The sequence below is a fragment of the Streptomyces populi genome, from assembly GCF_002911015.1.
Taxonomy (GTDB): Bacteria; Actinomycetota; Actinomycetes; order Streptomycetales; family Streptomycetaceae; genus Streptomyces; species Streptomyces populi.
On the sequence record NZ_KZ626882.1, the window covers coordinates 23,819 to 46,910 of the forward strand.

Consider the following 23,092-nt stretch of genomic DNA (forward strand, 5'->3'; position numbering starts at 1 on the left):
GTCCGGTCCCGGGCCGCACCCTGGGCGGACCGGGCCGGGCCACGGCTGTCGGCGTGCGCGTGGCCGGGGCGGCTCCGGGGGAGCGGCCGGGCCCCACCCGCGGGCGGATCCGGGACGGACCGGCCTCGGGTGCGCCCGGGGCGGTCGGCGCCGTCACGGCCGGGCCGCCCGAGGCGTCGGAACGCGCCCCGTGCCGCCCTCGTCCGACGGCGGACCGCCCACGGGTGGGGAGCCCCTTCGCCGAGGGTCAGTCCGGTGCGCGGGACGGGGAGCCGTCGCCGTCCGCGGTCTCCTCCGCCAGTACCCGCTGCGCCACCGCGAACGCCGAATTGGCGGCCGGTACACCGCAGTAGACCGCGGTCTGCAGCAGCACCGCGCCGATCTCCTCCGGAGTGAGCCCGCCCCGCCGGGCCGCCCGGACGTGCATCGCCAGCTCGTCGTGGTGACCGTGCGCCACCAGCGCGGTCAGCGTGATCATGCTGCGCTCGCGACGGGTCAGGGTCGTGTCGGTCCAGATCTCGCCCCAGGCGTAGCGCGAGATGAAGTCCTGGAACCGGGCCGTGAACGGGCTCTGGCGCGCCTGCGCACGGTCCACGTGCGCGTCACCGAGAACCTGACGGCGTACCTCCATGCCGCGCCGGGCGTCCCCCGAGAGGTGCGCCCGCAGGGCCGTCAGCACGGCCTCCGGGCACTGCGCGGGCGCCAGGTGCGAGGCGTCCGGGATCTCCACGAGCGTCGCGCCCCGCACCGCGTCCGCGATCTCCCGCAGATGCGCGGGCGGTGTCGCGGGGTCCTCGCGCCCGGCGATCAGCAGCGTCGGGACGGTGATCGACGCCAGCCGGTCCCGGATGTCGAACGAGGCCAGGGCGTCGCAACAGGCGGCGTACGCCCCGGGGTCGGCGTCGCGGTGGTCCTCGACCAGCTCCGGCACGGTGAAACCGGCGGTGAACCAGCGGGCGTCGGCGGTCGCGACGACGGGTCCGAGGCCCTCGCGGCGCACCAGTTCGGCCCGTTCCTCCCACGGCTTCGCCCCGTTGAAGTGGGCCGAGGAGCAGATGACGGCGAGGGAGGAGAGCCGCTCGGGGTGGTGGACCGCCAGGTGCAGGCCCACCGCTCCGCCCAGCGACACACCCGCGTAGGCGAAACGCCCGATGCCGAGGGAGTCGGCCAGCTCCAGCACGAGCGCGGCCAGGTCGGCGACCGTCGCCCCGGGGCCGATCGCCCCGGCCGGTGAGCCGCCGTGTCCGGGGAGGTTCCAGCGCACCACCCGGTGGCTCGCGGACAGTTCGGGGGCGATCTTGTCCCACAGGGCGTACGACGTCCCGAGCGAGGGGCCGAGGAGCAGCGGGGGAGCGGTGGGGGATCCCTCGGCACGGTGGGTGAGCAGGTTCGCGGTCAACGTCGCTCCAGAGCACGGTCGGTGAGGACTCCGGCGGAGCCCGTGTAGCGGGTCGGGTCGGTGAGGTCCGCGAGGTCGACGCCCGGGAGGTCCTGGAGAGCGGGTTCCTCGCCGAGCACCTCCGCGAGGGGGCGGCGCTCACCGGCGGCCCGTTCGGCGGCCCGCGTCAGCAGCTCCTTGGCGCGGGTCCGGCCGAGGACCGGGGCGAGTTCGGCGGCCAGCCGTTCGGAGACGATCAACCCATGGGTGTGGCCCAGGTGTTCGCGCATCGCGTCGGCGTCGACCCGCAGCCCCTCGGTCAGTTCGGCCGTGTCGCGGGCCGCCCCGCCGACCAGCCGCAGCAGATCGCGCAGGGGTTCCCACTCGGCGTGCCAGGCCCCGGCCGGCCGTTCGTCCTCGGCCGCCACGGCGCCGTACAGCGTCGCCGCGAGCAGGGGGGCGCGCCGGGCGGCGGAGGCCACGAGGGTGGCCTTGACCGGGTTCGCCTTGTGCGGCATCGCGGACGACCCACCGCCGGAGCCCTCCGCCAGTTCGGCGATCTCCGTGCGCGAGAGGGTGAGCACGTCGACGGCGGTCTTGCCGAGCGCACCGGCGGTGAACGCCAGTGCCCCGGCCAGGTCGGCGACCGGGGTGCGCAGGGTGTGCCAGGGCAACACGGGCTCGGCGAGGCCCAGTTCGCCGGCGTACGCGGCGACCAGCGCCCGGGTGTCGTCCGCGCCGAAGGCGGTGAAGGCGGCCAAGGTGCCCGCCGCCCCGCCGAGTTGGGCGGGCAGGGAGGCCCGGACGGCGCGCAGCCGGTCCCGGGCGTCGAGCACCAGCGACCGCCATCCCGCCGCCTTCAGTCCGAAGGTCGTCGGCACGGCGTGCTGGGTGAGGGTACGGCCGGGCAGGACGGTGTCCCGGTGCTCCGCCGCGAGCCGGGCGAGGCGGGCGCCCGTCCGCTCCAGGTCGGCCAGGACGAGGTCCAGGGTGCGGGCCGCGACGAGCATGGCGGCCGAGTCCAGGATGTCCTGGCTGGTGGCGCCCCGGTGGACGTACGGGCCGAACTCGGCGGGGACGGCCGCCGTCAGGTCCGTGACCAGGGGGATCACCGGGTTCCCGCCGCCGCGGGCGCGGAGCGCGATCGAGGCGAGGTCGAAGTCCGCGGTCTCGGCGGCGCGGGTCACCGCCGCCGCGGCCTCGGCCGGTGCCAGCCCCAGGGACGCCTGGGCCCGGGTCAGCGCGGCCTCCGCGTCGAGCAGGGCCCGCAGATACGCGCTGTCGCTCGTCGCGGCCGACGCCGGGGAGCCCGCCCGGCCGGGGGCGAGCAGACCGGTGTCGGCCGCGAGGGGGTCGGCAGGTGTCACGGGAACTCCAGGAAGACCGTCTCGCCTTCGCCCTGGAGGCGGATGTCGAAACGGTACGTCCGCGGGGCGCCCGCGGACGCGATCAGCGTGGCGCGCCGCTCGTCGGGCAGCGCGTCGAGCAGCGGGTCCGTGCCGTCGGCCAGATAGGCGCGGGTGAACAGATGGTGCGTCAGCCCGCGGGCGAACACGCACACGGCGATGTACGGCACCCCGGCGTTCCCCGGCGGCAGGGTGCGCAGCGCGTACCGTCCGTCGGCGTCGGTGGCGACCCGGCCGAAGCCGGTGAAGTCGACCCCGTTGCGGCCGAGGAAGCCGCCCGTGGACGGGTCGCGGCGCAGGGAGCCCGGAGCGCCGCTCAGGGAGCCGTCGGGCGCGGCCTGCCAGAAGTCGAGCAGGGCGTCGGGGACCGGCGCGCCCGCCCCGTCGAGCACGTGGCCGTGCAGGGTGATGGTGTCGGGGTGGCCCGGGGGCGCGATCTCGCCGCCGCCGGGGAAGGGCAGCGCGTGGCCGTAGAAGGGACCGATGGTGTGGGCGGGGGTGGGGAGCGGTCGTTCGGTGGTGCTCATCGGCCTTCCTCGATCCAGGTGGCGGAGGGACCGTCGAGGACGATGTCCCACGCGTAGCCCAGGGAGAACTCGGGCCGTGACAGGTCGTGGTCGTAGGCGGCGACCAGCCGGGCGCGGGCCGCCTCGTCGGTCACCGACCGCAGGATCGGGTCGTGGGGGAAGAGCGGGTCGCCGGGGAAGTACATCTGGGTCACCAGCCGCTGGGTGAACGCGGTGCCGAAGACCGAGAAGTGGATGTGCGCGGGCCGCCAGGCGTTGGTGTGATTGCCCCAGGGGTACGGTCCCGGCTTCACCGTGGTGAACGCGTACCGTCCCTGATCGTCCGTCAGGGTCCGTCCCACGCCGGTGAAGTTGGGGTCGAGCGGGGCGGGGTGCTGCTCGCGCAGATGGGCGTACCGTCCCGCGGCGTTGGCCTGCCAGATCTCGATGAGCTGGCCGCGCACCGGGCGGCCGGCACGGTCGAGCAGCCGGCCCGAGACGGTGATCCGCTCGCCGATCGGCTCGCCCCGGTGTTGCAGGGTGAGGTCGTTGTCGATCTCGGTGATGTCGGTGACCCCGAAGACCGGGCCCGACAGCTCGACCGTCTCCGGGTCGCCACCGCTCACGGCGACCAGCGGCAGCTTCGGGTGGCGCAGCCGTGAACTGCGGTACGGGGGGTAGTCGCGCGCGGGGTGGTGCCGTACGGGCGCGCCGCCGGCCACCGCCTTGTCGTACGCGTCCTGGTGGTCCTTGATCTCGGCGTCGATCTCCGCCTGGGTGAGAGCCATGTCGGGTTCCTAGCGTTCGAGGACGAGGGCGAGGCCCTGGCCCACGCCGATGCAGAGGGTGGCGACACCGATTCCGCCGCCCCTGCGGGCGAGTTGGTGGGCGACGGTTCCGGCGAGCCGGGCTCCCGAGGCGCCGAGGGGGTGGCCGAGGGCGATGGCGCCGCCCTGCGGGTTGAGGACCGCGGGGTCGAGGTCGGGCCATTCGGCGAGGCAGCCGAGGACCTGGGCGGCGAAGGCCTCGTTCAGCTCCAGGACCGACAGGTCGTCGAATCCCTTGCCCGCCTTGGCCAGGGCGCGGTTGACGGCCTCGACGGGGGCGAGTCCGAAGTACTGCGGATCGATCGCGGAGACGCCGGTCGCGGACACCCGGGCCAGCGGTTCGCGTCCGGTGGCCCGTAGCCCCTCGGCGTCGGACAGCAGCAGGGCCGCCGCGCCGTCGTTCAGGGGTGAGGCGTTGCCCGCGGTCACCGTGCCCCCTTCCGCCCGGAAGGACGGCTCGAGCCGGGCCATGGCGTCGAGGGAGGCGTCGGCGCGGACGCATTCGTCGGCGCCGAACTCGACCGGTGGGCCCTTGCGCGCGGGCAGGGACAGCGGGGCGATCTCGGCGTCGAAGAGGCCCTCGGACCGGGCCCGGGCCGCCTTCTGGTGGCTGGCCAGGGCGAACTCGTCCTGCCGTTCGCGGGTGATCCCGTGCTTGTCGGCGACGAGTTCGGCCGACTCGCCGAGCGGGACGGTCCACTGCGGGTCCATCCGCGGGTTGACCATGCGCCAGCCGAGCGTCGTGGAGTACAGCTCGGTGTGTCCGGCGGGGAACGCTCGCTCGCTCTTGGGCAGGACGTACGGCGCGCGGGTCATCGACTCGACGCCGCCGGCCAGCGCGATCGAGGCGTCGCCGAGCGCGATCGCGCGGGCCGCCTGGATCACGGCTTCGAGCCCGGAGGCGCACAGGCGGTTGACGGTCACGCCCGGCACGGAGGTGGGCAGCCCGGCCAGGAGAGCGGCCATCCGGCCCACGTTCCGGTTCTCCTCGCCCGCGCCGTTGGCGTTGCCGAAGTACACGTCGTCGATCCGGGCGGGGTCCAGGTCCGGGGTCCGGGCGAGGAGTTCGCGGACGGCGTGGGCCGCCAGGTCGTCCGGGCGGACGGCGGCCAGCGAGCCGCCGTACCTGCCGACGGGCGTCCGGACGGCGTCGACGACGTAGACGTCCTTCATGATCCGATCCCCTCCGGGACGACGATGTCGGCGGCGGTCCTCGCCGCGATCTCCGCGGCGGTGACGCCCGGCGCGGTCTCCACCAGCACGAGCCCGGCGTCGGTGACGTCGAGGACGCCCAGGTCGGTGATGATCCGGTCCACACAGGCCTTCCCGGTGAGCGGCAGCTCGCACGCGCGCAGGATCTTGGGCGAGCCGTCCTTGGCGGTGTGCGTCATGACGACGATGACCGTCCGGGCCCCGTGGACGAGGTCCATCGCGCCGCCGATACCGGTGATCATCTTGCCGGGGACGGCCCAGTTGGCGAGGTCGCCGCCGGCCGACACCTGCATCGCGCCCAGCACCGCGACGTCGATGTGCCCGCCGCGGATCATCCCGAACGACAGCGCGGAGTCGAAGTACGAGGCGCCCGGCAGGACCGTGACGGTCTCCTTGCCCGCGTTGATCAGGTCGGGGTCGACCTGGTCCTCGGCCGGGTAGGGACCGGTGCCCAGGATGCCGTTCTCCGACTCCAGGATCACCTCGACCCCCGGGGGGAGGTGGTTGGGGATCAGCGTCGGCAGGCCGATGCCGAGGTTCACGTACTGGCCGTCCGTCAGTTCCCGCGCGGCGCGGGCGGCCATCTCTTCCCTGCTCCAGGCCATCAGTGGTTCACCGTTCCGTCCGCCGCGGACGCCGAGACCGTCCGCTTCTCGATCATCTTGGCGTCCGCCTGTTCGCGGGTCAGGGCCACGACGCGCTGCACGAAGATGCCCGGCAGGTGCACCGCGTCCGGATCGATGCCGCCCGGCTCCACGAGCTCCTCGACCTCGGCGATCGTCACCCGGCCGGCCATCGCGGCGAGCGGGTTGAAGTTCCGGGAGGACTTGTTGAAGACGAGGTTGCCGTGCCGGTCGCCCTTCGCGGCCCGTACCAGCGCGAAGTCGGTGCGGATGCCGTGCTCCAGCACGTACGGGACGCCGTCGAACTCGCGCACCTCCTTCGGCGGGGAGGCCAGGGTGACGCCGCCGCGGCCGTCGTACCGCCACGGCAGCCCGCCCTCGGCGACCTGCGTGCCGACCCCCGCGGGCGTGTAGAAGGCGGGGATCCCGGCACCGCCCGCGCGCAGCCGCTCGGCCAGCGTGCCCTGCGGGATCATCTCGACCTCCAGCTCCCCGGCCAGGTACTGCCGGGCGAACTCCTTGTTGCCGCCGATGTACGAGCCGGTGACGCGGGCGACGCGTCCGGCGGCGAGCAGGGTCGCGAGCCCGGAGTCCATGGCCCCACAGTTGTTGGAGACGATCCCGAGCCCCCGGACGCCACGCTCGTGGAGGGCCTCGATCAGCACGTTCGGCACGCCGCTGAGGCCGAATCCGCCGACCGCCAGTGTCGCGCCGTCCGGCACATCGGCCACCGCCCCAAGTGCCGTGGCGACCACCTTGTCCATCCGTGAAGCCCCATCTCTCCCGAGTGTCCGGCACCTCGGAAATCAATCAGTGCACTGATTGATTTCCGAGGTGCCGGACACGCTGCCAGCCGGAGTTCGGTCCGTCAAGGCTCCAGATGGGCGAGCTGATGCGGTTGTCCAGCTAGGTCGGAGGGGGTGAGACGGCCGACGGGGCGTGAAGGTATTGTTCAGTGCACCAACGAATTCGGACCCATCGGCGCGCACGCGCGTACCGGACCCGAGGAGCGCACATGGCCGCGGTGGACCTCTCCACCCACCCCGGGCACCTGGCCCGGAGACTCCAGCAGGCGCACCACCTGCTGTGGAACACGATGGTCTCCGAGGAGATCACCTCGCCCCAGTTCGCGGTCCTGAACGCGCTCGTCGCCGAGCCCGGCCTCGACCAGCGCACGGTGGGGGAACGGGTGGGGCTCGACCGGTCCACGATCGCCGAGGTCATCAGCCGCCTCGGGCGCCGCGCGCTCCTCGACAAGGTGCGCGATCCGCAGGACGGGCGGCGCTTCCTGCTCCGCCTCACGGACGACGGGCTGCGCGTCCACCGCAAGCTGACCGTGCGCACCGCGCGCATGAACCAGGTCTTCCTGGCTCCCCTGTCCGCCGAGGAACAGGACCTCTTCCTCGACCTCGTCCAGCGGGTCTCGGACGCCGCCGAGGGACTCCGCAACCCCCCGGAACCCCTCCGCGCGCAGCGCTGAGGGGTTCCGGGGGGCGCTCACCGCTCGGCGAGGACCACCCACACCTGGCCCGGCGCGAAGTTCATCGGCGCGCCGTCCGGGGTGGTGAACCGGGTGCCGTCGGCCGCCCCGGGGCGGGTCCAGTTCGCGTCGTAGGCGCGGCCGTCGCGCAGCACCCGGGCCGTCCCCGAGCCCACCGACTCCGTGAACGGCGTGTTGTTGCCGAGGAAGTCGTGGTACTTCGACGCGCGCACCTTCACGTACTGGATGACCACCGTCGCCGGCGCCACCGTCCTGCCGTCGGTCGTCACCGTGGGGGTGCCGTCCATGGCCACCAGCCAGCGCCCGCGGTCGGCGGACCAGGTGAAGGTGAAGCGGGCCGACGGGAAGCGGACCGTGCGGGAGGCCTCGGGGGTGCCTCCCTCGGGCGCCGCACCGAAGCGGAAGCCCGTGGTCAGCGCGGCGTCACCGGGTGCGGAGTCCATCAGCCGCCGCGGCCGCAGGTACAGGTTGTGCGGCGCGGCCTTGCCCGTGCCCCGGTACCAGGCGTCGGGCACCTTCCCCGCCGGCTCGGGATCCAGCGGGGCGTCGTCGATCAGTGGGAGCAGTTTGCGCTGGGCCCCGGAGAACGCGAGCGTCGGCTCGTGGAACTGTCCCAGCAGTTCGAGGTCCGACTCGCGGGCACTGCGCACCGGTCCGACCGCGTCGGGCAGGGTGCTCGCGAAGACCGCCATCAGCCGGCTCAGCCCGCCCTCGACCTGCTCCGCGTAGACCACGTCCGCCGCGTCGAGGCCCGTCTGGGGGCGGGCGTCGGGCGCGTTGTCGATCTTCACCGCGAGCACCGGACCGGTGGTCGCCGCGCCACTCTCGCTCTCGCTCGGGCTCGGGCTTTGGCTCTGCCCCGGAGACCGGCCGTCGTCGGCCGCTCCGCCCCCCGAGGTGCAGCCCGACAGCAGGGAGCCCGTCACCGTGACGGCCAGCAGCGCCGCCGTCCACGCGCCCCGCCGTATCCGCACCATCTCTCGCATGCCCACCGTGCCACCTGTCCCGTGCCATCGATTGTGCGTTCAACAGTTCATCGATGGCCATACCCGATCGTTTCTGATTGTGTGCGGAGGGTGGGCTGACCGGATCGGCGGGTCGTTCCGCGCGGGGTCGGACGGAGGTGCGGAGGGGGCGGTTCCGTGCCTGAACCGAACGGGGCGCGGAGGGAGCGGTTCCGTGCCCGGTGCGTCAGCCCGGCGGTCCCAGGATCTCCGCGAGGTCGTAGCCGACCGGCTCCTCCAGTTGTCCGTACGTGCAGCTCTCGGCGGTGCGGTCGGGGCGCCATCGGCGGAAGCGGGCCGTGTGGCGGAACCGGACGCCGTTCTCCATGTGGTCGTACGCCACCTCGGCCACCCGCTCGGGCCGGACCGGGACCCAGGACGGGTCCTTCTTCGCCGACCACCTGCTCGGCGCTCCCGGCAACCGGGCCGACTCGTGCGCCGACTCCCGCGTCCAGGCCGCCCATGGATGCCCGGCCGCGTCCTCCAGCCGCAAGGGCTCCAGCTCCTCCACCAGTTCCGCCCGCCGCTTCATCGTGAACGCGGCGCTCACGCCCACGTGCTGGAGCGCGCCCGTGGTGTCGTACAGACCGAGCAGCAGCGACCCGACGACCGGTCCGCTCTTGTGGAAGCGGTAACCGGCGACGACCACGTCCGCCGTCCGCTCGTGCTTGATCTTGTACATGGCCCGCTCGTCCGGCAGGTACGGCAGCGTGAGGGGCTTCGCCACGACCCCGTCGAGCCCCGCCCCCTCGTACCGCTCGAACCACTGCTGCGCCGTCTCGCGGTCCGTGGTCGCGGGCGCCACGTGCGCCGGTGCCGTCACCCCCGACAGCGTCTTCACCAGCAGCGCACGCCGGTCGCCCAGCGGTACGTCGAGCAGGGACGTGTCGGCCAGCGCCAGCATGTCGAAGGCCACGAAGGAGGCGGGGTTCCTCTCGGCCAGCATCCGCACCCGTGAGTCCGCGGGATGGATCCGTTCGGTGAGCGCGTCGAAGTCGAGCCGCCCCCGCCGGGCGATCAGGATCTCCCCGTCCATCACGCAACGCTCCGGCAGCCGTTCCCGCAACGCCTCGACGAGTTCCGGGAAGTACCTGGTCAGCGGCTTTCCGGTGCGACTGCCGAGTTCCGTCTCGGCGCCGTCGCGGAACACGATGGCCCGGAAACCGTCCCACTTCGCCTCGTAGTGCATGTCCGGCGGGATCTTCGCCACGGCCTTGGCGAGCATCGGTTTCACGGGCGGCATCACCGGCAGATCCATACTTCGACTCTAAGAGCCGCCCATGGCGTCCGCGCGCCGCGCGGTTCGCCCGGCGGCCGCCTCGGTCCCGCCTTTCAGGCGCGCGCCGAAGCCCGGTCCGCGCAGCCCCCGGCCGGGGCTTCGGCGCGCCCGACGCCCCGGCACCGGTGACCGGCGCCGGACGTCACAGAGCGAGCTTGAACCCGTCGTGACTGCGCGCGAAGCCCAGCCCGCAGGAGAAGCGGTGCGCGTCCTCGCGCCGCTTGTTGCCGGTCAGCTGGACGAGCGCGCAGCCACGTGTGCGGGCCCGTTCGATCGTGCGCTCCATCAAGGCGCGTCCGAGCCCACCGCCCCGACGGTCCGCGCGGACCCGCACCGCCTCGATCAGGGCCCGCTCGGCCCCGCCCTTGCCCGGTCCCGGGATGTACGTCACTTGCAGGCGGCCGACCACCCCGCCGCCGTCACCCCGGTCGTCGACGTCTTCGACCAGGACCAGGATCTCGTTGCGCGGGTCCGTGTCGACGGACGACCGCCTCGTCCCCGGGGGCGCGGAGACGGCGGACTTCGCCCCCCCGGGTCACAGGACGGCCATACGATCACCGGGGCGCCCCCCGACGACGGATGATGCCCATTCAGCATCCGCAGTCCTCGGGGGGACCATGCGCACCCGTACCGCCACCGCCGTCTTTTTCCTGCTCGCCTTCGCCACCGCTTGCTCCGGGAGCGGCGACGCCGCGAAGCCCGGTGCGCCGGAGGCCGCCGGGAAGGGTGCCGCGGCGAAGCCGGGCCCGAGCCCGAAGGCGCCCCTCGTGCTCGGCGCGCCGTTCACCGTCACGGCCGACGGAGCGACGATGGCGACGACCGTCCTCCGGTACGAGCAGGGGAAGTTCCACTCCCGGCGGTCCGCCGACGAGGAGTTCGGCACGACCGGGTACACGTGGGCCGTCGTCGAGATCGAGGGATGCCTGAAGAGCGGCTTCGCCGTGGTCACCCGCAACACGTGGGCGCTCGAGTACGCGGACGGAACGCGGATCGGGCCGAGCCGCGTGACGTACGGCGACTTCCCGAAGCCGGAGTATCCCCGCATGGCGACGGTGAACGCGGGCGAGTGCGTGCGGGGGAAGACCGTCTTCGCGGTACCGGCGAACCAGCGGCCCGAGCGGGTGCTGCACACCTCGGAGAAGTCCGAGAAGGCGGAGACGCCGGCGGAGTGGGCGGTGCCGAGGGCGTAGCCGACGCCTCCACGCGCCACGCCGGTCGATTCGGGCACCGGCCCTGCCGAACCCGCGCGGATCCACCTGCCGATTCCGCCTGGCGGTACGGGCCCCCGCCCGGTGTGCGGGGGCCGTGTGCCGCGCCTACCGTGGCTCGCATGGGCGATGCGGTGGAACTCGAAGCGGCGGGCAGGAGCGTCCGTCTGTCCAGCCCGGACAAGGTCTTCTTCCCGGAGCGCGGCTTCACGAAGCTGGACCTCGCCCGGTACTACCTCGCCGTCGGCGACGGCATCCTGCGCGCCCTGCGCGACCGCCCCACCACACTGGAGCGCTACCCGGACGGGGTGACCGGCGAGTCCTTCTTCCAGAAGCGGGCGCCCAAGAACATGCCCGACTGGATCCCGACCGCCGGCATCACCTTCCCCAGCGGCCGCGGCGCCGACGAGATGTGCCCCACCGAGCCGGCCGCCGTGCTGTGGGCCGCGCAGTTCGGCACGCTCACCTTCCACCCGTGGCCGGTCCGCCGTGACGACGTCGACAGCCCCGACGAACTGCGCATCGACCTCGACCCGCAGCCCGGCACGGACTACGCCGACGCGGTGCGCGCCGCCCGCGAACTGCGCGAGGTCCTGCACGACTACGGTGGTCTGCGGGGCTGGCCCAAGACCTCCGGAGGCCGCGGGCTGCACGTCTTCGTGCCGATCCGGCCGCACTGGACCTTCACCCAGGTGCGCCGGGCCGCCATCGCGGTCGGCCGCGAGCTCGAACGCCGCATGCCCGACCGGGTCACCGTCGCGTGGTGGAAGGAGGAAAGAGGCGAAAAGATCTTCGTGGACTACAACCAGAACGCCCGGGACCGCACCATGGCCTCGGCCTATTCCGTACGGCCCCGCCCGCACGCCCCGGTCTCCGCACCCCTGCGCTGGGACGAGGTGGAGGACGCCAGACCCCGGGACTTCGACCTGGCGACCATGCCGGGACGCTTCGCCGAACTCGGGGACGTGCACGCCGACATGGACGACCACGCCTTCTCCCTGGAGGCCCTGCTGGAACTCGCCGACCGCGACGAGCACGACCACGGCCTCGGCGACCTCCCGTACCCGCCCGACTATCCGAAGATGCCGGGCGAGCCCAAACGGGTGCAGCCGAGCAGGGCGAGGCACGAGGAGGCCCGGCCGCCGGGCGACTGACCGGCTCGGCCTCGGACGGATGCGCGTCCGGGAGGATCACCCGCGGTCGGTCGGGAAGATCACCCGCGGTCGGTCGGTCGGGCGGGCGGTCGGGCGCCAGGTGGCCCGGCCCCGGCGGGGCGGGCAGGTGATCTCTCCGCCAAAGTGCCCTCGAACGTGACCGGTTCGTGTCGATCCCGTTGATCGAGGAGCGTTCTCGCCGGGCGAGCGGTCATGGTTATCCTGATCCGCATCCGCCGAGGAGGTGCCCTGAGGTGACCGGGACAGTGTCGCGCCCCACGCTGGAGGCCGTGGCCGCGCGGGCCGGGGTCTCCCGGGCCACTGTGTCGCGCGTCGTGAACGGTGGGGACGGAGTCCGCGAGCCGCTCGTCGAGCGGGTGCGCCGGGCCGTCGAAGAACTCGGGTACGTCCCGAACCAGGCCGCCCGCAGTCTCGTGACCCGGCGCCACGACGCCGTCGCCGTCGTGATCGCCGAGCCGGAGACCAGGGTCTTCGCCGACCCCTTCTTCGCCCTCCAGCTCCGTGGCATCAGCAAGGAACTGACCGCCCACGACTCCCAGTTGGTGCTGCTGCTCACGGAGGGCCGCGACGACCACGCCCGCGTCGCCCGCTATCTCGCCGGCGGCCACGTCGACGGCGCTCTCGTCTTCTCGCTGCACCTCGACGACCCGCTGCCCGGACTGATCCACGGCGCGGGCGTGCCGACCGTGTTCGGCGGACGGCCCGGCTGGGGCGAGGGCGTCCGCGAGGCGGTCTACGTCGACTGCGACAACCGCGGCGGAGCCCGCCAGGCCGTCCGCCACCTCCTCGGTCTCGGGCGGACCCGCATCGCCCACATCACCGGCGCCCTCGACCAGACGTCCGCGGTCGACCGGCTCGACGGCTACCGGGACGTCATGGCCGATGCCGACCCGGCGCTCGTCGCCCAGGGCGACTTCACCCCCGCGGGCGGCGAACGCGCGATGCGGGAACTGCTGGAGCGCCGCCCCGACGTCGACGCGGTGTTCGTGGCGAACGACCTGTCGGCCCTCGGCGTGCTGCGCGTACTGCGTGAGCACGGACGGCGGGTGCCCGAGGACGTGGCCGTGATCGGCTTCGACGACATGCTGCCGATCGCCGAGCAGACGGATCCGCCCCTGACGACGGTACGTCAGGACATAGAGGACATGGGCCGGTTGATGGCCCGGCTGCTGATCCGCGGACTGGAGGGCGGGGCCGGCGCGGAGGGTCCGGTGCCCGAGTCCTCCGGAGTGGTCCTGCCGACGACGGTGGTGCGACGGGCCTCCGCGTAGGGCCGGCCGTCCCCGGTGCCGGGCCGGGCGGAGCGGACGGCCCTCGGCGCGGGACGGGCGGGCTCCGGTGCGGGGCCGCGATCGGCCCCGGCACGGACGAAAGGCCTCGGTGCGGGGCCGGGTGGAGCCGAGGGCGGCCGCGGCCGGCGGGCCCCCGCCGTGCGGTGGGGGCGGCCCGCCGGCCGGGACGTCAGTCCTGCCGCGGCGCGCTCTTGATCACCGCGAAGCGCGCCCCGTAGGGATCGGCGAGCCTGGCCGTGCGGCCGGCGCCCTCCAGGTCCGTGGCGGGCATGCGGACCGTACCCCCGAGCTCCTGGGTCCTGGCCACCACGGCGTCCGTGTCGGGGACCTCGATGTACGGCAGCCAGTACGCGCCGGTCCTCGCCTCGACCGGGTCGTCGGCGAGCGGCACCAGACCGCCGAACACGTCCTCCTCCTCGGTCCCCGCCGGGTTGACGCAGGTGTAGATCCCGCCCGGGAACGGAACCGCCGAGGTGTTCCAGCCGAAGACCGAGTTGTAGAACGCGGCGGCCGCCGCGATGTCCGGGGTGACGAGCTCGACCCAGCACAGGGAACCCGGGTCGCCGACCATGCCCAGCCCCGTGGTCCGGCCGGGCTGCCGGACGCCGAAGGCCACCCCCGCCCGGTCGGCGAGCATGGCCACGCGCCCCTCGCCCGGCACGTCCACGGGCGGCACGAGCACCGTGCCCTTGGCCTGCTCGACCGCCTTGGAGGTGGCTTCGGCGTCCGCGGTCCGGAAGTAGACGTTCCAGGACGGCGGGCCCTGCTCGGCGGTGATCGGCATGCCGCCGGCCACGGTCCTGCCGTCCACCTGGAAGAAGCCGTAGCCACCGGCGTCGGGCCCGGCCGGCAGGAACCGCCAGCCGAAGAGGCCGCCGTAGAAGGCGATGGCGCCCTCGATGTCGGACGTGCCGACATCCAGCCAGTTCGGGGCGCCGTCGACGAAGCGGGTGGTGAGCATGACCGCCCTCCTTCGAGAGGTCTCGTTGCCTTTGCCGACCACTCTTCCACCGCTCACCGGCAATCGCCGCGGACGCGCGCGAAACGCCCGGAGCGGGAGCATTCGTCACCCCGAGTGTCCGCGCGATTCCCGTCGCGGCCGTGTTCTCCCGCGCGCCGCCGTGCCCGGGCCCTCCCGCGAGGCCATCATCGAGGCCGCCGGGAGTCTCGGGACGTGGCGTTGATCCCGTGTTGAGCGAACGTTTTTCCCCGCGGGGCACGCTCTTGGCCATGTACTCGCAAACCATCACTCCGTCCGACCTCGCCTGGCAGGAACAGGCGTTGTGCGCGCAGACGGGGGCGGACTTCTTCTTTCCCGAGCCGGGCAGCTCGGTGCGCGACGCGAAGCGCATCTGCGGGATGTGCGCGATGCGGCCCGCGTGTCTCGACTACGCGCTGAGCAACGACGAACGCTTCGGCGTGTGGGGCGGGCTCTCCGAGAAGGAGCGCCTCGGTCTGCGGCGCGCCCTGGAGTGACGCGGCCCCCGGCCCGCCGCCGGGCGGCGGGCCGCGCCCCGACATGAGCGAGCCCCCGGTCCGCTCCGCCTCACCCGAGGCGGAGCGGACCGGGGGCGAAGAGCGCACCGCGGGATCACGCGGGTCACCCGCGGGGACGAGCGGGCCGTGGCCACGCCCGCGAGCGGGGCTACGCCTTGCCGCGGGCCGCCATCCGGGCCTTGCGGGCGGCGAGCTTCTCGTCGAACTTCGAGGCTTCGGCGTCGAGGCCGCCCATGAAGAAGCCGAGCTCCTCCTGGGCCTTGAGGCCCTCGGGGCCGAGGCCGCCGATCTCCAGGACCTTGAGGTGGCGCAGCACCGGCTGGAGCACGTCGTCGTGGTGGATGCGCAGGTTGTAGACCTCGCCGATGGCCATCTGCGCGGCCATGCGCTCGAAGCCGGGCATGCCGTGACCGGGCATCCGGAAGTTGACGACGACGTCACGGCACGCCTGCATGGTCAGGTCGGGGGCGAGCTCGAACGCGGCCTTCAGGAGGTTGCGGTAGAAGACCATGTGCAGGTTCTCGTCGGTCGCGATGCGCGCCAGCATGCGGTCGCAGACCGGGTCGCCCGACTGGTGTCCGGTGTTGCGGTGCGAGATGCGGGTCGCCAGCTCCTGGAAGGCGACGTACGCGACCGAGTGCAGCATCGAGTGGCGGTTGTCCGACTCGAAGCCCTCGCTCATGTGCTGCATGCGGAAGGCCTCGAGCTTGTCCGGGTCCACCGCGCGCGAGGCGAGCAGGTAGTCGCGCATCACGATGCCGTGCCGGCCCTCCTCCGCCGTCCAGCGGTGCACCCAGGTGCCCCAGGCGCCGTCACGGCCGAAGAGGGACGCGATCTCGTGGTGGTAGCTCGGGAGGTTGTCCTCGGTGAGCAGGTTGACGACGAGCGCGATCCGGCCGATCTCGGTGACCTTGGACTGCTCCTTGTCCCAGGCCTCCCCGTCCTCGAACTGCCCCGGGAAGTTGCGGGCGTCGCTGAAGGGCACGTACTCGTGCGGCATCCAGTCCTTGGCCACCTTCAGGTGGCGGTTCAGCTCCGTCTCGACGACTTCCTCCAGCGCGTACAGCAGGCGAGCGTCGGTCCAGGCGGCTGCCGGGCTGCCGAGGTCGGGAGAAGTGATCGTCACGGGTGCTCCAGGGGGACGGGACAACGAGCGAAGAACTAACCTACGGAATCGTAGGCTACGTCTCCGTAGGTTACGACTCCGTAGGTTAAGGAGCCCGTAAAGATCGCTGATCAGCGGCGTTGCGGGCAGGAGTCCACGCTTCCCCGGGGCACGCCGGAGAGACCCGCGGCGTGGTGGGCCCTGGGCCGTGCGGATGACTCGTTCACTCGTTCAGACGTACAGCTCCCGAAGTCTCACCGAGAGACATGTCACACAGCCCTCGAGCTTCTCGAACTCGCCGATGTCCACCACGATCGGTTCGTGGCCGAGGTCGGCGAGCAGCTCCGCGGTCTTCGGGGCGGACGAGGCCATCAGTAGCCTGCCGCCGCCCAGGAGCACCACGTGCGCCCCGGACTCCTCCGGCACCGCCAGGAAGCGCGGGAAGAGCGAAGGGGTGTCCACGAGCGGCTCGTGTCCGATCACCGTGCCGTCGGGCAGCGCGGTGACCGCCGACTTCAGGTGCAGCACCTTGCTGACGGGGACCGCGACGACCCGCGCCCCGAGCGGTTCGAAGACCGCGCGCAGCTGCTGGACCCCGGCCGCGTTCGTACGGCCGCCGCGGCCCACGTAGATCGTGTCGCCCACCTTCAGGACGTCGCCCCCGTCGAGGGTGCCCGGATCCCAGATCCAGTTCACCGAGCAGCCGAGGCGTGCCACGGCCTCCTCCACCCCCGGGGTCTCGGCGCGGCGGGACTCGGCGCCCGGACGGGTGATGAGGGCGACGTTGCGGAAGACGACGACGGCGTCCTCGACGAACACCGAGTCCGGGCAGTCCTCGGCCGGGTCCACCTCCACGGTCTCCCAGCCGTGCGCGCGCAGCGCCTCGGTGTAGGCCTCCCACTGCTCGGCCGCGAGGCCGGCGTCCACCGCACGGCGTTCCACGTGCGTCACCAGCCCCTCGGCGAGGCGGGGGCCGGGCCTGCGGACGAGCGCTTTCTGACTGGGCACGGGCGGGTCTCCGAATCGGCCGGGGGTGTCGGCGCAACATCATGCAGCGCCCTTCACGCGCGCAAAAGCCCCGCGCGCAAAAGCCCCCGGCCCGTACGCCGGGCACCGCCCACCCCCGACGCTAGGCGGCCCCCGCGTCCCGCACTATGAGGAATACCCGACAGTTTCCGGAGCGATTTCTTTCAGTTCTCCTCCTTCCAGCAGCAGCCACCGCGTGATGCCGATCGACTCCAGGAACGGCATGTCGTGGCTGGCGACGATCAGCGTCCCTTCGTACGACTCCAGGGCCGTGGTGAGCTGGCGGACGCTCGCCATGTCGAGGTTGTTCGTCGGCTCGTCGAGCATCAGCAGCTGCGGGGCGGGCTCGGCCAGCATCAGGGCCGCGAGCGCCGCGCGGAAGCGCTCGCCGCCGGAGAGCGTCTCCGCCGGCTGGTCGGCCTTCGCGCCCTTGAACAGGAAGCGGGCGAGACGGGCCCGGATCCGGTTGTCGGTGGCGGCCGGCGCGTACCGGGCCACGTTCTCGGCGACGCTCAGCGAGCCGTCCAGGACGTCGAGCCGCTGCGGCAGGAAGCGCAGGGGCACATGGGCCCGCGCCTCGCCGGACACGGCGTCCAGCTCCCCGGCGATCGTGCGCAGGAGCGTCGTCTTGCCCGCTCCGTTGCGCCCGACGAGCGCGACGCGTTCGGGTCCGCGGAGATCGAACACGCCGTTCACCCGCGAGCCGTGCCGCAGCTCCAGCCGGTCGAGGGTGAGGACGGTGCGCCCCGGCGGTACGGCCGTGTACGGCAGGTCGATCCGGATCAGATCGTCGTCGCGCACGGCCTCCACCGCCTCGTCGAGACGCTCCTTCGCCTCGCTGAGCCGGCCCTCGTGCATGATCCGGTGCTTGCCCGCGGACTCCTGCGCCGTCCGCTTGCGCGCCCCCATGACGATCTTCGGTTCGCGCTTCTGCTCGTACATCTTCTGCCCGTACCGCTTGCGCCGGGCCAACTTGACCTGGGCGTCGATCAGTTCGCGTTTCTGCTTCTTCAGGTCGGACTCGGCGACGCGCACCATGCGCTCCGCCGCCTCCTGTTCGGTGGCGAGCGCCTCCTCGTACGCGGAGAAGTTCCCGCCGTACCAGGTGACCTCGCCGGAGTGCAGATCGGCGATCTGGTCGGCCAGGTCGAGGAGTTCGCGGTCGTGACTGACCACGACCATGACCCCGGACCAGGCCTGTACGGCCGCGTACAGCCGCCGCCGCGCGTACAGGTCGAGGTTGTTGGTGGGTTCGTCGAGCAGCAGCACGTCGGGCCGGCGCAGCAGGAGCGCGGCCAGCCGCAGCAGCACCGACTCGCCACCGGACACCTCGCCGATCGTGCGGTCCAGGTCGATGTGGCCGAGACCGAGTTCGCCGAGGGTCGCGCGGGCCCGCTCCTCGACGTCCCAGTCGTCGCCGACGACGTCGAAGTGCTCCTCGGCCACGTCACCCGACTCGATCGCGTGCAGGGCGGCGCGGACCGCGCGGATGCCGAGCGCCTCGTCGACCCGCAGCGCGGTGTCGAGCGTGACGTTCTGCGGCAGGTGACCGACCTCGCCCGCGACCCGGACGGTGCCGTCGGCCGGGGTGAGTTCTCCGGCGATCAGCTTCAACAGGGTCGACTTGCCCGACCCGTTGGCGCCGACGAGTCCGGTGATGCCGGGTCCGAAGGAGACCTGGAGACCGTCGAGGACGTCGGTGCCGTCCGGCCAGGCGAAGGACAGGGACGCGCAGGTGATGGAGGTGGGGGACGTTGACATGAGGGCCTCACGAATGCTGGATGCGGTCGGGGGTACGCGTACGGGACACCGCGAGGCGACGACGATCCAGTTCGGAGGAGAGCGAGAAGAAGGCTCCGCACCCAAGGACGGCTCGAACGCCGAGGTCGCACGCTGCGCACACACGGGTCCGACAGGACCAGCCGGGTGTGACGCGGTGTCTCAGACCTCAGACGAGCAACGTCCTTCTCCAATCGACGGCAACAGAACCGCTATACACCGTAGGGGCGGTCCTGAGGGCTGTCAAAGGATTAACGCGCCCCCCGACGAACCGAGGAGACCTCGTGCCGAACGGCTCGCTCTCGTTGCCCGCCCGGCTCCACCTCCTGGCGTGGGACACCACGAGACGGAGGATCACCGGGTCCACCCACCTGCACCACCTGGTGCGCGCCGGCGCCCTCACCGAGCTGGCCCAGCGCGGGCTGCTCGTCGACGACGACGGCATCGTCACCCCCGTCGACCCCGACTCCCGGACGGGGGACGTCGTGCTGGACGGACTGCTGGAACTCGTGTCGGAGTCGCGGCCCCGGGGGTGGAGGTCGTGGGTCACCTGCCGGGCCCGGGTCACCCTGGACGCGGTACGCGCCCAGCTCGCGGCCGAGGGATACCTGCGGGCGGAGAAGAAGCGGGTCCTCGGCCTCTTCCCGTCCGTCGAGTACGAGCTGGACCGGGTGCCCGCGGTCGAGGCCCTGCGCGCGTCCGCGCGCGAGGTCCTGGAGGGGCCGGTGCCCGTCGCCGACGTCTGCGACCGTGACGCGGCCCTCGTCGCCCTGGCCGCCGCGGCCGAACTCCGTACCTTCGCGTCCCCCGGGGAACGCAGGCTCCACAAGGACCGCATCGACGAACTCGCCGAACGCGGCGGCGCGGCGGCGCCCGCGCTGAGGAAGGTCGTCCAGGACGTCCGCACGGCGGTGGCCGTGGCGGCCGCGACGGCCACCGCCACGACCACGGCGACGACCACGGCGAACTGAGCGGGACGACCACGGCGAACTGAGCGGGACGGCCGCGGTGAACTGAACGGGACGGCCGCGGCGGACCGGACGGGCACGGCCGCAGGCGCGCCCCTGGGAGCGCGGATCCCCGGGCGCGCGCCTGCGGGCACGCGGCTCCGGGGCGGCGGCGCGCCTTCACGTACGTGTCGGATTCCCGCCAGCTCCCGTCGCGCCGGCCGTGCTTGGGTTGTCCCCATGACCGACATCGAGCGACTTCGCGCATCCGCCCTCGCCTTCCACGCCCTGCACATGCCGGGCCGGCCCCTCGTCCTGGTGAACGCCTGGGACGCGGTGACCGCCCGCGTCGTCGAGGAGGCCGGCGCCGCGGCGGTGGCGACGACCAGCGCGGGACTCGCCTGGGCCCTGGGCGCGGCGGACGGGGACCGGCTGGACAGGGACGACGCGCTCGCGGCCGTCGCGCGGATCACCGCGGTGGTCCGGGTGCCCGTCAGCGCGGACATCGAGAACGGGTACGCGCCCGACGCCGAGGGCGTGGGGGACACCGTCCGCGCGGTGCTCGCGGCGGGCGCGGTGGGCGTGAACCTCGAGGACGCCCTCTACGAGGAGGGCGCCGGGCCGCTGCGTCCGCTGAAGGAGCAGGCGGAGCGCGTCGCGGCGGCGCGCGCGGCCGCCGACGCGGCTCAGGTGCCGCTGTTCGTCAACGCCCGCATCGACACCTTCCTGCGCGGCGCGGGCGGGGTGGAGGAGACCCTGGAGCGGGCCGCCGCCTTCCTGGCCGCGGGAGCCGACGGCGTCTTCGTGCCCGGAACGGTCGATCCGGCGACCGTGAAGGCGCTCGTCGAGGGCATCGACGGACCCCTGAACATCCTGGTGGGCCCCGGAGCGCCCTCCGTCGAGGAACTGGCCGAGCTCGGCGTGGCCCGGATCAGCGCGGGTTCGAGCGTCGCGTCCGCCGCGCACGCCCTGGTCCGGCGTGCCGCGCGGGAGCTGCTGGACACGGGGACCTACGAGACCCTGACCGGCGGGTTCGACTACGCGGGTCTCAACGCCCTGATGGCGCGCGCCGATTGACGGCACCCGCGCCGATTCAGCAGGTGCCCCGCATGAGTTCCGCCAGATCGTGGTCCAGGTCCACCTGGAGGTGCTCCAGACCGACCGGCACCAACTCGGTGGTCTGCCGGAGGAAGTTCCGCACCTCGCCCGAGCGGACGTGGACCACGGCGGTGCCCTCGGGGGCGTGGAACTCCAGCACGGTGCGGTCGAATCCGTACGGCCGCACCCGCACGTCGCCGTGCCCCACCGCGTCCTCGAGCCCCGACACGAGCAGTTCGCGGGCGAAGGTCCAGCAGACCTCGACGCCCTCGAGCGTGGCGGGGGCGGGAAACGTCATGCGGACGGCGAACGGGTCGGTCCGGTCGTAGTGCAGCGTGGCCGGGATGCTCGGCATCCGCGGCGCGGCGGCGACGAGGCGGGCCTCTACGGGCTGCTCGATGGCGGTGGACAACGCCTTGCTCCCTTGTGACGGCTGAACGGACTCCGGACGGATGAAACCGGTCAATTGAAGAGACGGAAGAATGACCCGGCGCGTGCACCTCTGGACCGAGTGACCTCTGTCACCGAGGTCATGCGCCGGAAGATCCACTTTCTCCGATCCTGGTGATCCCTCCCCGTTCCGCGCTCACCCGGCACCGAGGAGGACACCCGGGTGGCCCCGAGGGTTGCAGTCGACCGACATGTGGACACCAACGGGGGAACGGAGGCCGTCTGGACGCCGTCGGGGGAGTGCACTAGCTTCGCCCGCCATGAGGAGCTCGGGAAAGACGAGACGCACGGTCCGGACGGTCGGCGTGGGACCCGCGGCGGCCGCGCTCGCCGCGGCGCTCGTGGTGGCCGCGCCGGCGGTGGCGGAGCCCGCACCGGCACACGGCGAGACGCCGACCCCGCGCTGGGCACTCAAGGACAGTGGCACGGACGCCCGTTTCCGTGGACTGTCGGCCGTCAGCAGGGACACCGCGTGGGTGGCGGGTTCGAAGGGCACCGTGCTGCGCACCACCGACGGCGGCGCGCTCTGGCGGAACGTCTCGCCGCCCGGCGCCGGAGACCTGGAGTTCCGTGACATCGAGGCGTTCGACGCGCGGCGTGCCGTGGTCCTGGCCATCGGCGAGGGGGAGGCGTCCCGGGTCTACCGGACCGAGGACGGCGGCATCACCTGGACCGAGTCCTTCCGCAACACCGACGCCAAGGCCTTCTACGACTGCCTCACCTTCCTCGACCGGCGGCACGGTCTGGCGGTGAGCGACCCGGTGGACGGCAGGTTCCGCATCCTGTCGACCAGTGACGGCGGCCGTTCCTGGAAGGTGCTGCCCGGCGACGGGATGCCCGCCGCCGAGGACGGCGAGGCGGGCTTCGCCGCGAGCGGCCAGTGCCTGGTCGGTTCGGGGCCCCGCGACGTGTGGCTGGCCACGGGAGGCGGCGCGACCGCGCGCGTGCTGCACTCCGCGGACCGCGGACTGACCTGGACCGCCACCGGCACGCCGGTCCCCGCGGGCGATCCGGCGCGCGGTGTCTTCGCCCTCGCCTTCCGCGACCGTACGCACGGACTCGCGGTGGGCGGCGACTACCGTGCCGACCAGGCCTCACCGCGGGCCGCGGCGGTCTCCCCCGACGGCGGCCGCACCTGGACCACCGCCGACCGGCCCCCGCCCGCCTACCGCTCCGGCGTCACCTGGCTTCCGCGCAGCCGCACCGCCGCCCTCGCGGTCGGCCCCACCGGCACCGACCTGACCACCGACGGCGGCCGCACCTGGCGCACCCTCGACACCGGCTCGTACGACACCGTGGACTGCACCCCGGACCTGGGTTGCTGGGCCTCCGGCGAGAAGGGCCGGATCGCCCGGCTGGAGCGCTGAACCGGCCCGGTCGCGCGGGACGCGGGGCGGCGGGCCGCCCCGCGTCGGCCGCCGGGCCCCGGCCGCGGGTCCTGCGGCAGGTCGGGGCCCGGGGCGGCGACGGGCCTCAGCCGAGGGTCTCGCGATAGCGCTCCAGGCCCGGGGCCGTCTTCGTCGCCACGAACTCGGTGACGCGGTACGCGCACACGCCCGCGGTGACGAACGGGTCGCCCGCGGCGATCTCCTCGATCCGCGCCCGGTCGTCCGCGACGGCCAGGATCACGCCTCCGTCGCGGGGATTCTTGCGCCCCGAGGCGAGGAAGGTCCCGGCCGCGTACTGCTCGTCGAGCCAGGCGACATGGGCCTCCAGGACGGCGTCGACGGCTTCGAGCGGCGCGGTGTAGGACAGCTCCAGTACGAACATGATCGCGAG

Annotated in this window: 24 protein-coding genes; 8 read left to right on the forward strand and 16 right to left on the reverse strand. The window is 73.2% G+C overall.

Annotated features, from left to right (window positions below; genetic code table 11):
* Positions 1–247 precede the first annotated feature (247 nt).
* The 7 genes from pcaDC to CW362_RS22165 are packed head-to-tail and all read right to left on the reverse strand — an operon-like array spanning position 248 to position 6,716.
* Positions 248–1,399, reverse strand: a complete 1,152-nt coding sequence (gene pcaDC / locus CW362_RS22135) for a bifunctional 3-oxoadipate enol-lactonase/4-carboxymuconolactone decarboxylase PcaDC (RefSeq protein ID WP_103551257.1) — start codon at positions 1,397–1,399, stop codon at positions 248–250.
* Positions 1,396–2,745, reverse strand: a complete 1,350-nt coding sequence (pcaB, locus tag CW362_RS22140) for a 3-carboxy-cis,cis-muconate cycloisomerase (protein ID WP_103551258.1) — start codon at positions 2,743–2,745, stop codon at positions 1,396–1,398. Before pcaB ends, pcaDC begins: the two co-directional genes overlap by 4 nt.
* Positions 2,742–3,311: a protocatechuate 3,4-dioxygenase subunit alpha gene (gene pcaG, locus CW362_RS22145; RefSeq protein WP_103551259.1), complete on the reverse strand. Its 570-nt coding sequence runs from the start codon at positions 3,309–3,311 to the stop codon at positions 2,742–2,744. Before pcaG ends, pcaB begins: the two co-directional genes overlap by 4 nt.
* On the reverse strand, positions 3,308–4,078 hold the full coding sequence (pcaH, locus tag CW362_RS22150; protein WP_103551260.1) for a protocatechuate 3,4-dioxygenase subunit beta: 771 nt from the start codon (positions 4,076–4,078) through the stop codon (positions 3,308–3,310). The genes pcaG and pcaH overlap by 4 nt, the downstream gene beginning before the upstream one ends.
* A gap of 9 nt (positions 4,079–4,087) precedes the next feature.
* Positions 4,088–5,290 carry a thiolase family protein gene (locus CW362_RS22155; protein ID WP_103551261.1) on the reverse strand — a complete coding sequence of 401 codons (1,203 nt, stop codon included), beginning with the start codon at positions 5,288–5,290 and terminating at the stop codon, positions 4,088–4,090.
* A complete protein-coding gene (locus CW362_RS22160; RefSeq protein ID WP_103551262.1) occupies positions 5,287–5,934 on the reverse strand; it encodes a 3-oxoacid CoA-transferase subunit B in 648 nt (215 codons plus the stop codon). The genes CW362_RS22155 and CW362_RS22160 overlap by 4 nt, the downstream gene beginning before the upstream one ends.
* Complete coding sequence (locus CW362_RS22165; protein ID WP_103551263.1) at positions 5,934–6,716, reverse strand: CoA transferase subunit A; 783 nt, start codon at positions 6,714–6,716, stop codon at positions 5,934–5,936. The genes CW362_RS22160 and CW362_RS22165 overlap by 1 nt, the downstream gene beginning before the upstream one ends.
* Before the next feature lie 251 nt (positions 6,717–6,967).
* On the opposite strand from CW362_RS22165, the gene CW362_RS22170 reads away from it, so the two are divergent.
* A complete protein-coding gene (locus tag CW362_RS22170) occupies positions 6,968–7,432 on the forward strand; it encodes a MarR family winged helix-turn-helix transcriptional regulator (protein ID WP_103551264.1) in 465 nt (154 codons plus the stop codon).
* Between the two features lie 17 nt (positions 7,433–7,449).
* Here the strand turns inward: CW362_RS22170 and CW362_RS22175 are convergent, their stop codons facing one another.
* The 3 genes from CW362_RS22175 to CW362_RS22185 form a co-directional block, all read right to left on the reverse strand.
* Complete coding sequence (locus CW362_RS22175; protein WP_420856875.1) at positions 7,450–8,439, reverse strand: DUF3048 domain-containing protein; 990 nt, start codon at positions 8,437–8,439, stop codon at positions 7,450–7,452.
* A gap of 205 nt (positions 8,440–8,644) precedes the next feature.
* Positions 8,645–9,715 (reverse strand): ATP-dependent DNA ligase, encoded by a 1,071-nt coding sequence (locus CW362_RS22180; protein ID WP_103551266.1) that lies wholly within the window; start codon positions 9,713–9,715, stop codon positions 8,645–8,647.
* A 163-nt stretch (positions 9,716–9,878) separates the two neighbouring features.
* Complete coding sequence (locus CW362_RS22185) at positions 9,879–10,193, reverse strand: GNAT family N-acetyltransferase (RefSeq protein ID WP_103551267.1); 315 nt, start codon at positions 10,191–10,193, stop codon at positions 9,879–9,881.
* 160 nt (positions 10,194–10,353) lie between these two features.
* Here CW362_RS22185 and CW362_RS22190 point away from each other — a divergent pair, with 160 nt between their 5' ends.
* The 3 genes from CW362_RS22190 (at position 10,354) to CW362_RS22200 (ending at position 13,390) form a co-directional block, all read left to right on the forward strand.
* On the forward strand, positions 10,354–10,926 hold the full coding sequence (locus CW362_RS22190; RefSeq protein ID WP_103551268.1) for a hypothetical protein: 573 nt from the start codon (positions 10,354–10,356) through the stop codon (positions 10,924–10,926).
* 140 nt (positions 10,927–11,066) lie between these two features.
* On the forward strand, positions 11,067–12,098 hold the full coding sequence (gene ligD / locus CW362_RS22195; RefSeq protein ID WP_103551269.1) for a non-homologous end-joining DNA ligase: 1,032 nt from the start codon (positions 11,067–11,069) through the stop codon (positions 12,096–12,098).
* 254 nt (positions 12,099–12,352) lie between these two features.
* Positions 12,353–13,390 carry a LacI family DNA-binding transcriptional regulator gene (locus tag CW362_RS22200; RefSeq protein WP_103551270.1) on the forward strand — a complete coding sequence of 346 codons (1,038 nt, stop codon included), beginning with the start codon at positions 12,353–12,355 and terminating at the stop codon, positions 13,388–13,390.
* A 190-nt stretch (positions 13,391–13,580) separates the two neighbouring features.
* Here CW362_RS22200 and CW362_RS22205 read toward each other — a convergent pair whose 3' ends face one another.
* Positions 13,581–14,372: a VOC family protein gene (locus CW362_RS22205; protein WP_103551271.1), complete on the reverse strand. Its 792-nt coding sequence runs from the start codon at positions 14,370–14,372 to the stop codon at positions 13,581–13,583.
* A gap of 269 nt (positions 14,373–14,641) precedes the next feature.
* On the opposite strand from CW362_RS22205, the gene CW362_RS22210 reads away from it, so the two are divergent.
* A complete protein-coding gene (locus CW362_RS22210; RefSeq protein WP_206301018.1) occupies positions 14,642–14,887 on the forward strand; it encodes a WhiB family transcriptional regulator in 246 nt (81 codons plus the stop codon).
* A gap of 169 nt (positions 14,888–15,056) precedes the next feature.
* On the opposite strand, the gene CW362_RS22215 is transcribed toward CW362_RS22210, so the two are convergent.
* The 3 genes from CW362_RS22215 to CW362_RS22225 all read right to left on the reverse strand — a co-directional run bounded on the left by CW362_RS22215 (position 15,057) and on the right by CW362_RS22225 (position 18,800).
* The gene (locus CW362_RS22215) at positions 15,057–16,034 is read right to left on the reverse strand and encodes an acyl-ACP desaturase (protein WP_103551272.1); all 978 of its coding nucleotides are present in this window, start codon (positions 16,032–16,034) and stop codon (positions 15,057–15,059) included.
* A 210-nt stretch (positions 16,035–16,244) separates the two neighbouring features.
* Complete coding sequence (gene ddaH, locus CW362_RS22220; RefSeq protein WP_103551273.1) at positions 16,245–17,021, reverse strand: dimethylargininase; 777 nt, start codon at positions 17,019–17,021, stop codon at positions 16,245–16,247.
* A gap of 144 nt (positions 17,022–17,165) precedes the next feature.
* Positions 17,166–18,800 carry an ABC-F family ATP-binding cassette domain-containing protein gene (locus tag CW362_RS22225; RefSeq protein ID WP_103551274.1) on the reverse strand — a complete coding sequence of 545 codons (1,635 nt, stop codon included), beginning with the start codon at positions 18,798–18,800 and terminating at the stop codon, positions 17,166–17,168.
* Between the two features lie 302 nt (positions 18,801–19,102).
* Here CW362_RS22225 and CW362_RS22230 point away from each other — a divergent pair, with 302 nt between their 5' ends.
* Positions 19,103–19,789: a GOLPH3/VPS74 family protein gene (locus CW362_RS22230; RefSeq protein WP_103551275.1), complete on the forward strand. Its 687-nt coding sequence runs from the start codon at positions 19,103–19,105 to the stop codon at positions 19,787–19,789.
* A gap of 216 nt (positions 19,790–20,005) precedes the next feature.
* Positions 20,006–20,842, forward strand: a complete 837-nt coding sequence (locus tag CW362_RS22235) for an isocitrate lyase/PEP mutase family protein (RefSeq protein ID WP_103551276.1) — start codon at positions 20,006–20,008, stop codon at positions 20,840–20,842.
* Positions 20,843–20,858: 16 nt separating this feature from the next.
* On the opposite strand, the gene ssgD is transcribed toward CW362_RS22235, so the two are convergent.
* Positions 20,859–21,275, reverse strand: a complete 417-nt coding sequence (gene ssgD / locus CW362_RS22240) for a spore wall synthesis regulator SsgD (protein ID WP_103551277.1) — start codon at positions 21,273–21,275, stop codon at positions 20,859–20,861.
* Positions 21,276–21,573: 298 nt separating this feature from the next.
* On the opposite strand from ssgD, the gene CW362_RS22245 reads away from it, so the two are divergent.
* The gene (locus CW362_RS22245; RefSeq protein ID WP_162684180.1) at positions 21,574–22,680 is read left to right on the forward strand and encodes a WD40/YVTN/BNR-like repeat-containing protein; all 1,107 of its coding nucleotides are present in this window, start codon (positions 21,574–21,576) and stop codon (positions 22,678–22,680) included.
* A gap of 106 nt (positions 22,681–22,786) precedes the next feature.
* Here CW362_RS22245 and CW362_RS22250 read toward each other — a convergent pair whose 3' ends face one another.
* Positions 22,787–23,083, reverse strand: coding sequence for a YciI family protein (locus CW362_RS22250; RefSeq protein ID WP_103551279.1), 297 nt, complete (start codon positions 23,081–23,083; stop codon positions 22,787–22,789).
* Between the last annotated feature and the right edge of the window lie 9 nt (positions 23,084–23,092).

Coding starts and splice junctions, on each gene's coding strand:
- pcaG (WP_103551259.1), bottom strand. CDS start 3,311: ATGAGCACCACCGAACGACCGCTCCCCACCCCCGCCCACACCATCGGT.
- pcaH (WP_103551260.1), bottom strand. CDS start 4,078: ATGGCTCTCACCCAGGCGGAGATCGACGCCGAGATCAAGGACCACCAG.
- CW362_RS22155 (WP_103551261.1), bottom strand. CDS start 5,290: ATGAAGGACGTCTACGTCGTCGACGCCGTCCGGACGCCCGTCGGCAGG.
- CW362_RS22160 (WP_103551262.1), bottom strand. CDS start 5,934: ATGGCCTGGAGCAGGGAAGAGATGGCCGCCCGCGCCGCGCGGGAACTG.
- CW362_RS22165 (WP_103551263.1), bottom strand. CDS start 6,716: ATGGACAAGGTGGTCGCCACGGCACTTGGGGCGGTGGCCGATGTGCCG.
- CW362_RS22170 (WP_103551264.1), top strand. CDS start 6,968: ATGGCCGCGGTGGACCTCTCCACCCACCCCGGGCACCTGGCCCGGAGA.
- CW362_RS22175 (WP_420856875.1), bottom strand. CDS start 8,439: ATGCGAGAGATGGTGCGGATACGGCGGGGCGCGTGGACGGCGGCGCTG.
- CW362_RS22180 (WP_103551266.1), bottom strand. CDS start 9,715: ATGGATCTGCCGGTGATGCCGCCCGTGAAACCGATGCTCGCCAAGGCC.
- CW362_RS22190 (WP_103551268.1), top strand. CDS start 10,354: ATGCGCACCCGTACCGCCACCGCCGTCTTTTTCCTGCTCGCCTTCGCC.
- ligD (WP_103551269.1), top strand. CDS start 11,067: ATGGGCGATGCGGTGGAACTCGAAGCGGCGGGCAGGAGCGTCCGTCTG.
- CW362_RS22205 (WP_103551271.1), bottom strand. CDS start 14,372: ATGCTCACCACCCGCTTCGTCGACGGCGCCCCGAACTGGCTGGATGTC.
- CW362_RS22210 (WP_206301018.1), top strand. CDS start 14,642: ATGTACTCGCAAACCATCACTCCGTCCGACCTCGCCTGGCAGGAACAG.
- CW362_RS22225 (WP_103551274.1), bottom strand. CDS start 18,800: ATGTCAACGTCCCCCACCTCCATCACCTGCGCGTCCCTGTCCTTCGCC.
- CW362_RS22235 (WP_103551276.1), top strand. CDS start 20,006: ATGACCGACATCGAGCGACTTCGCGCATCCGCCCTCGCCTTCCACGCC.
- CW362_RS22245 (WP_162684180.1), top strand. CDS start 21,574: ATGAGGAGCTCGGGAAAGACGAGACGCACGGTCCGGACGGTCGGCGTG.
- CW362_RS22250 (WP_103551279.1), bottom strand. CDS start 23,083: ATGTTCGTACTGGAGCTGTCCTACACCGCGCCGCTCGAAGCCGTCGAC.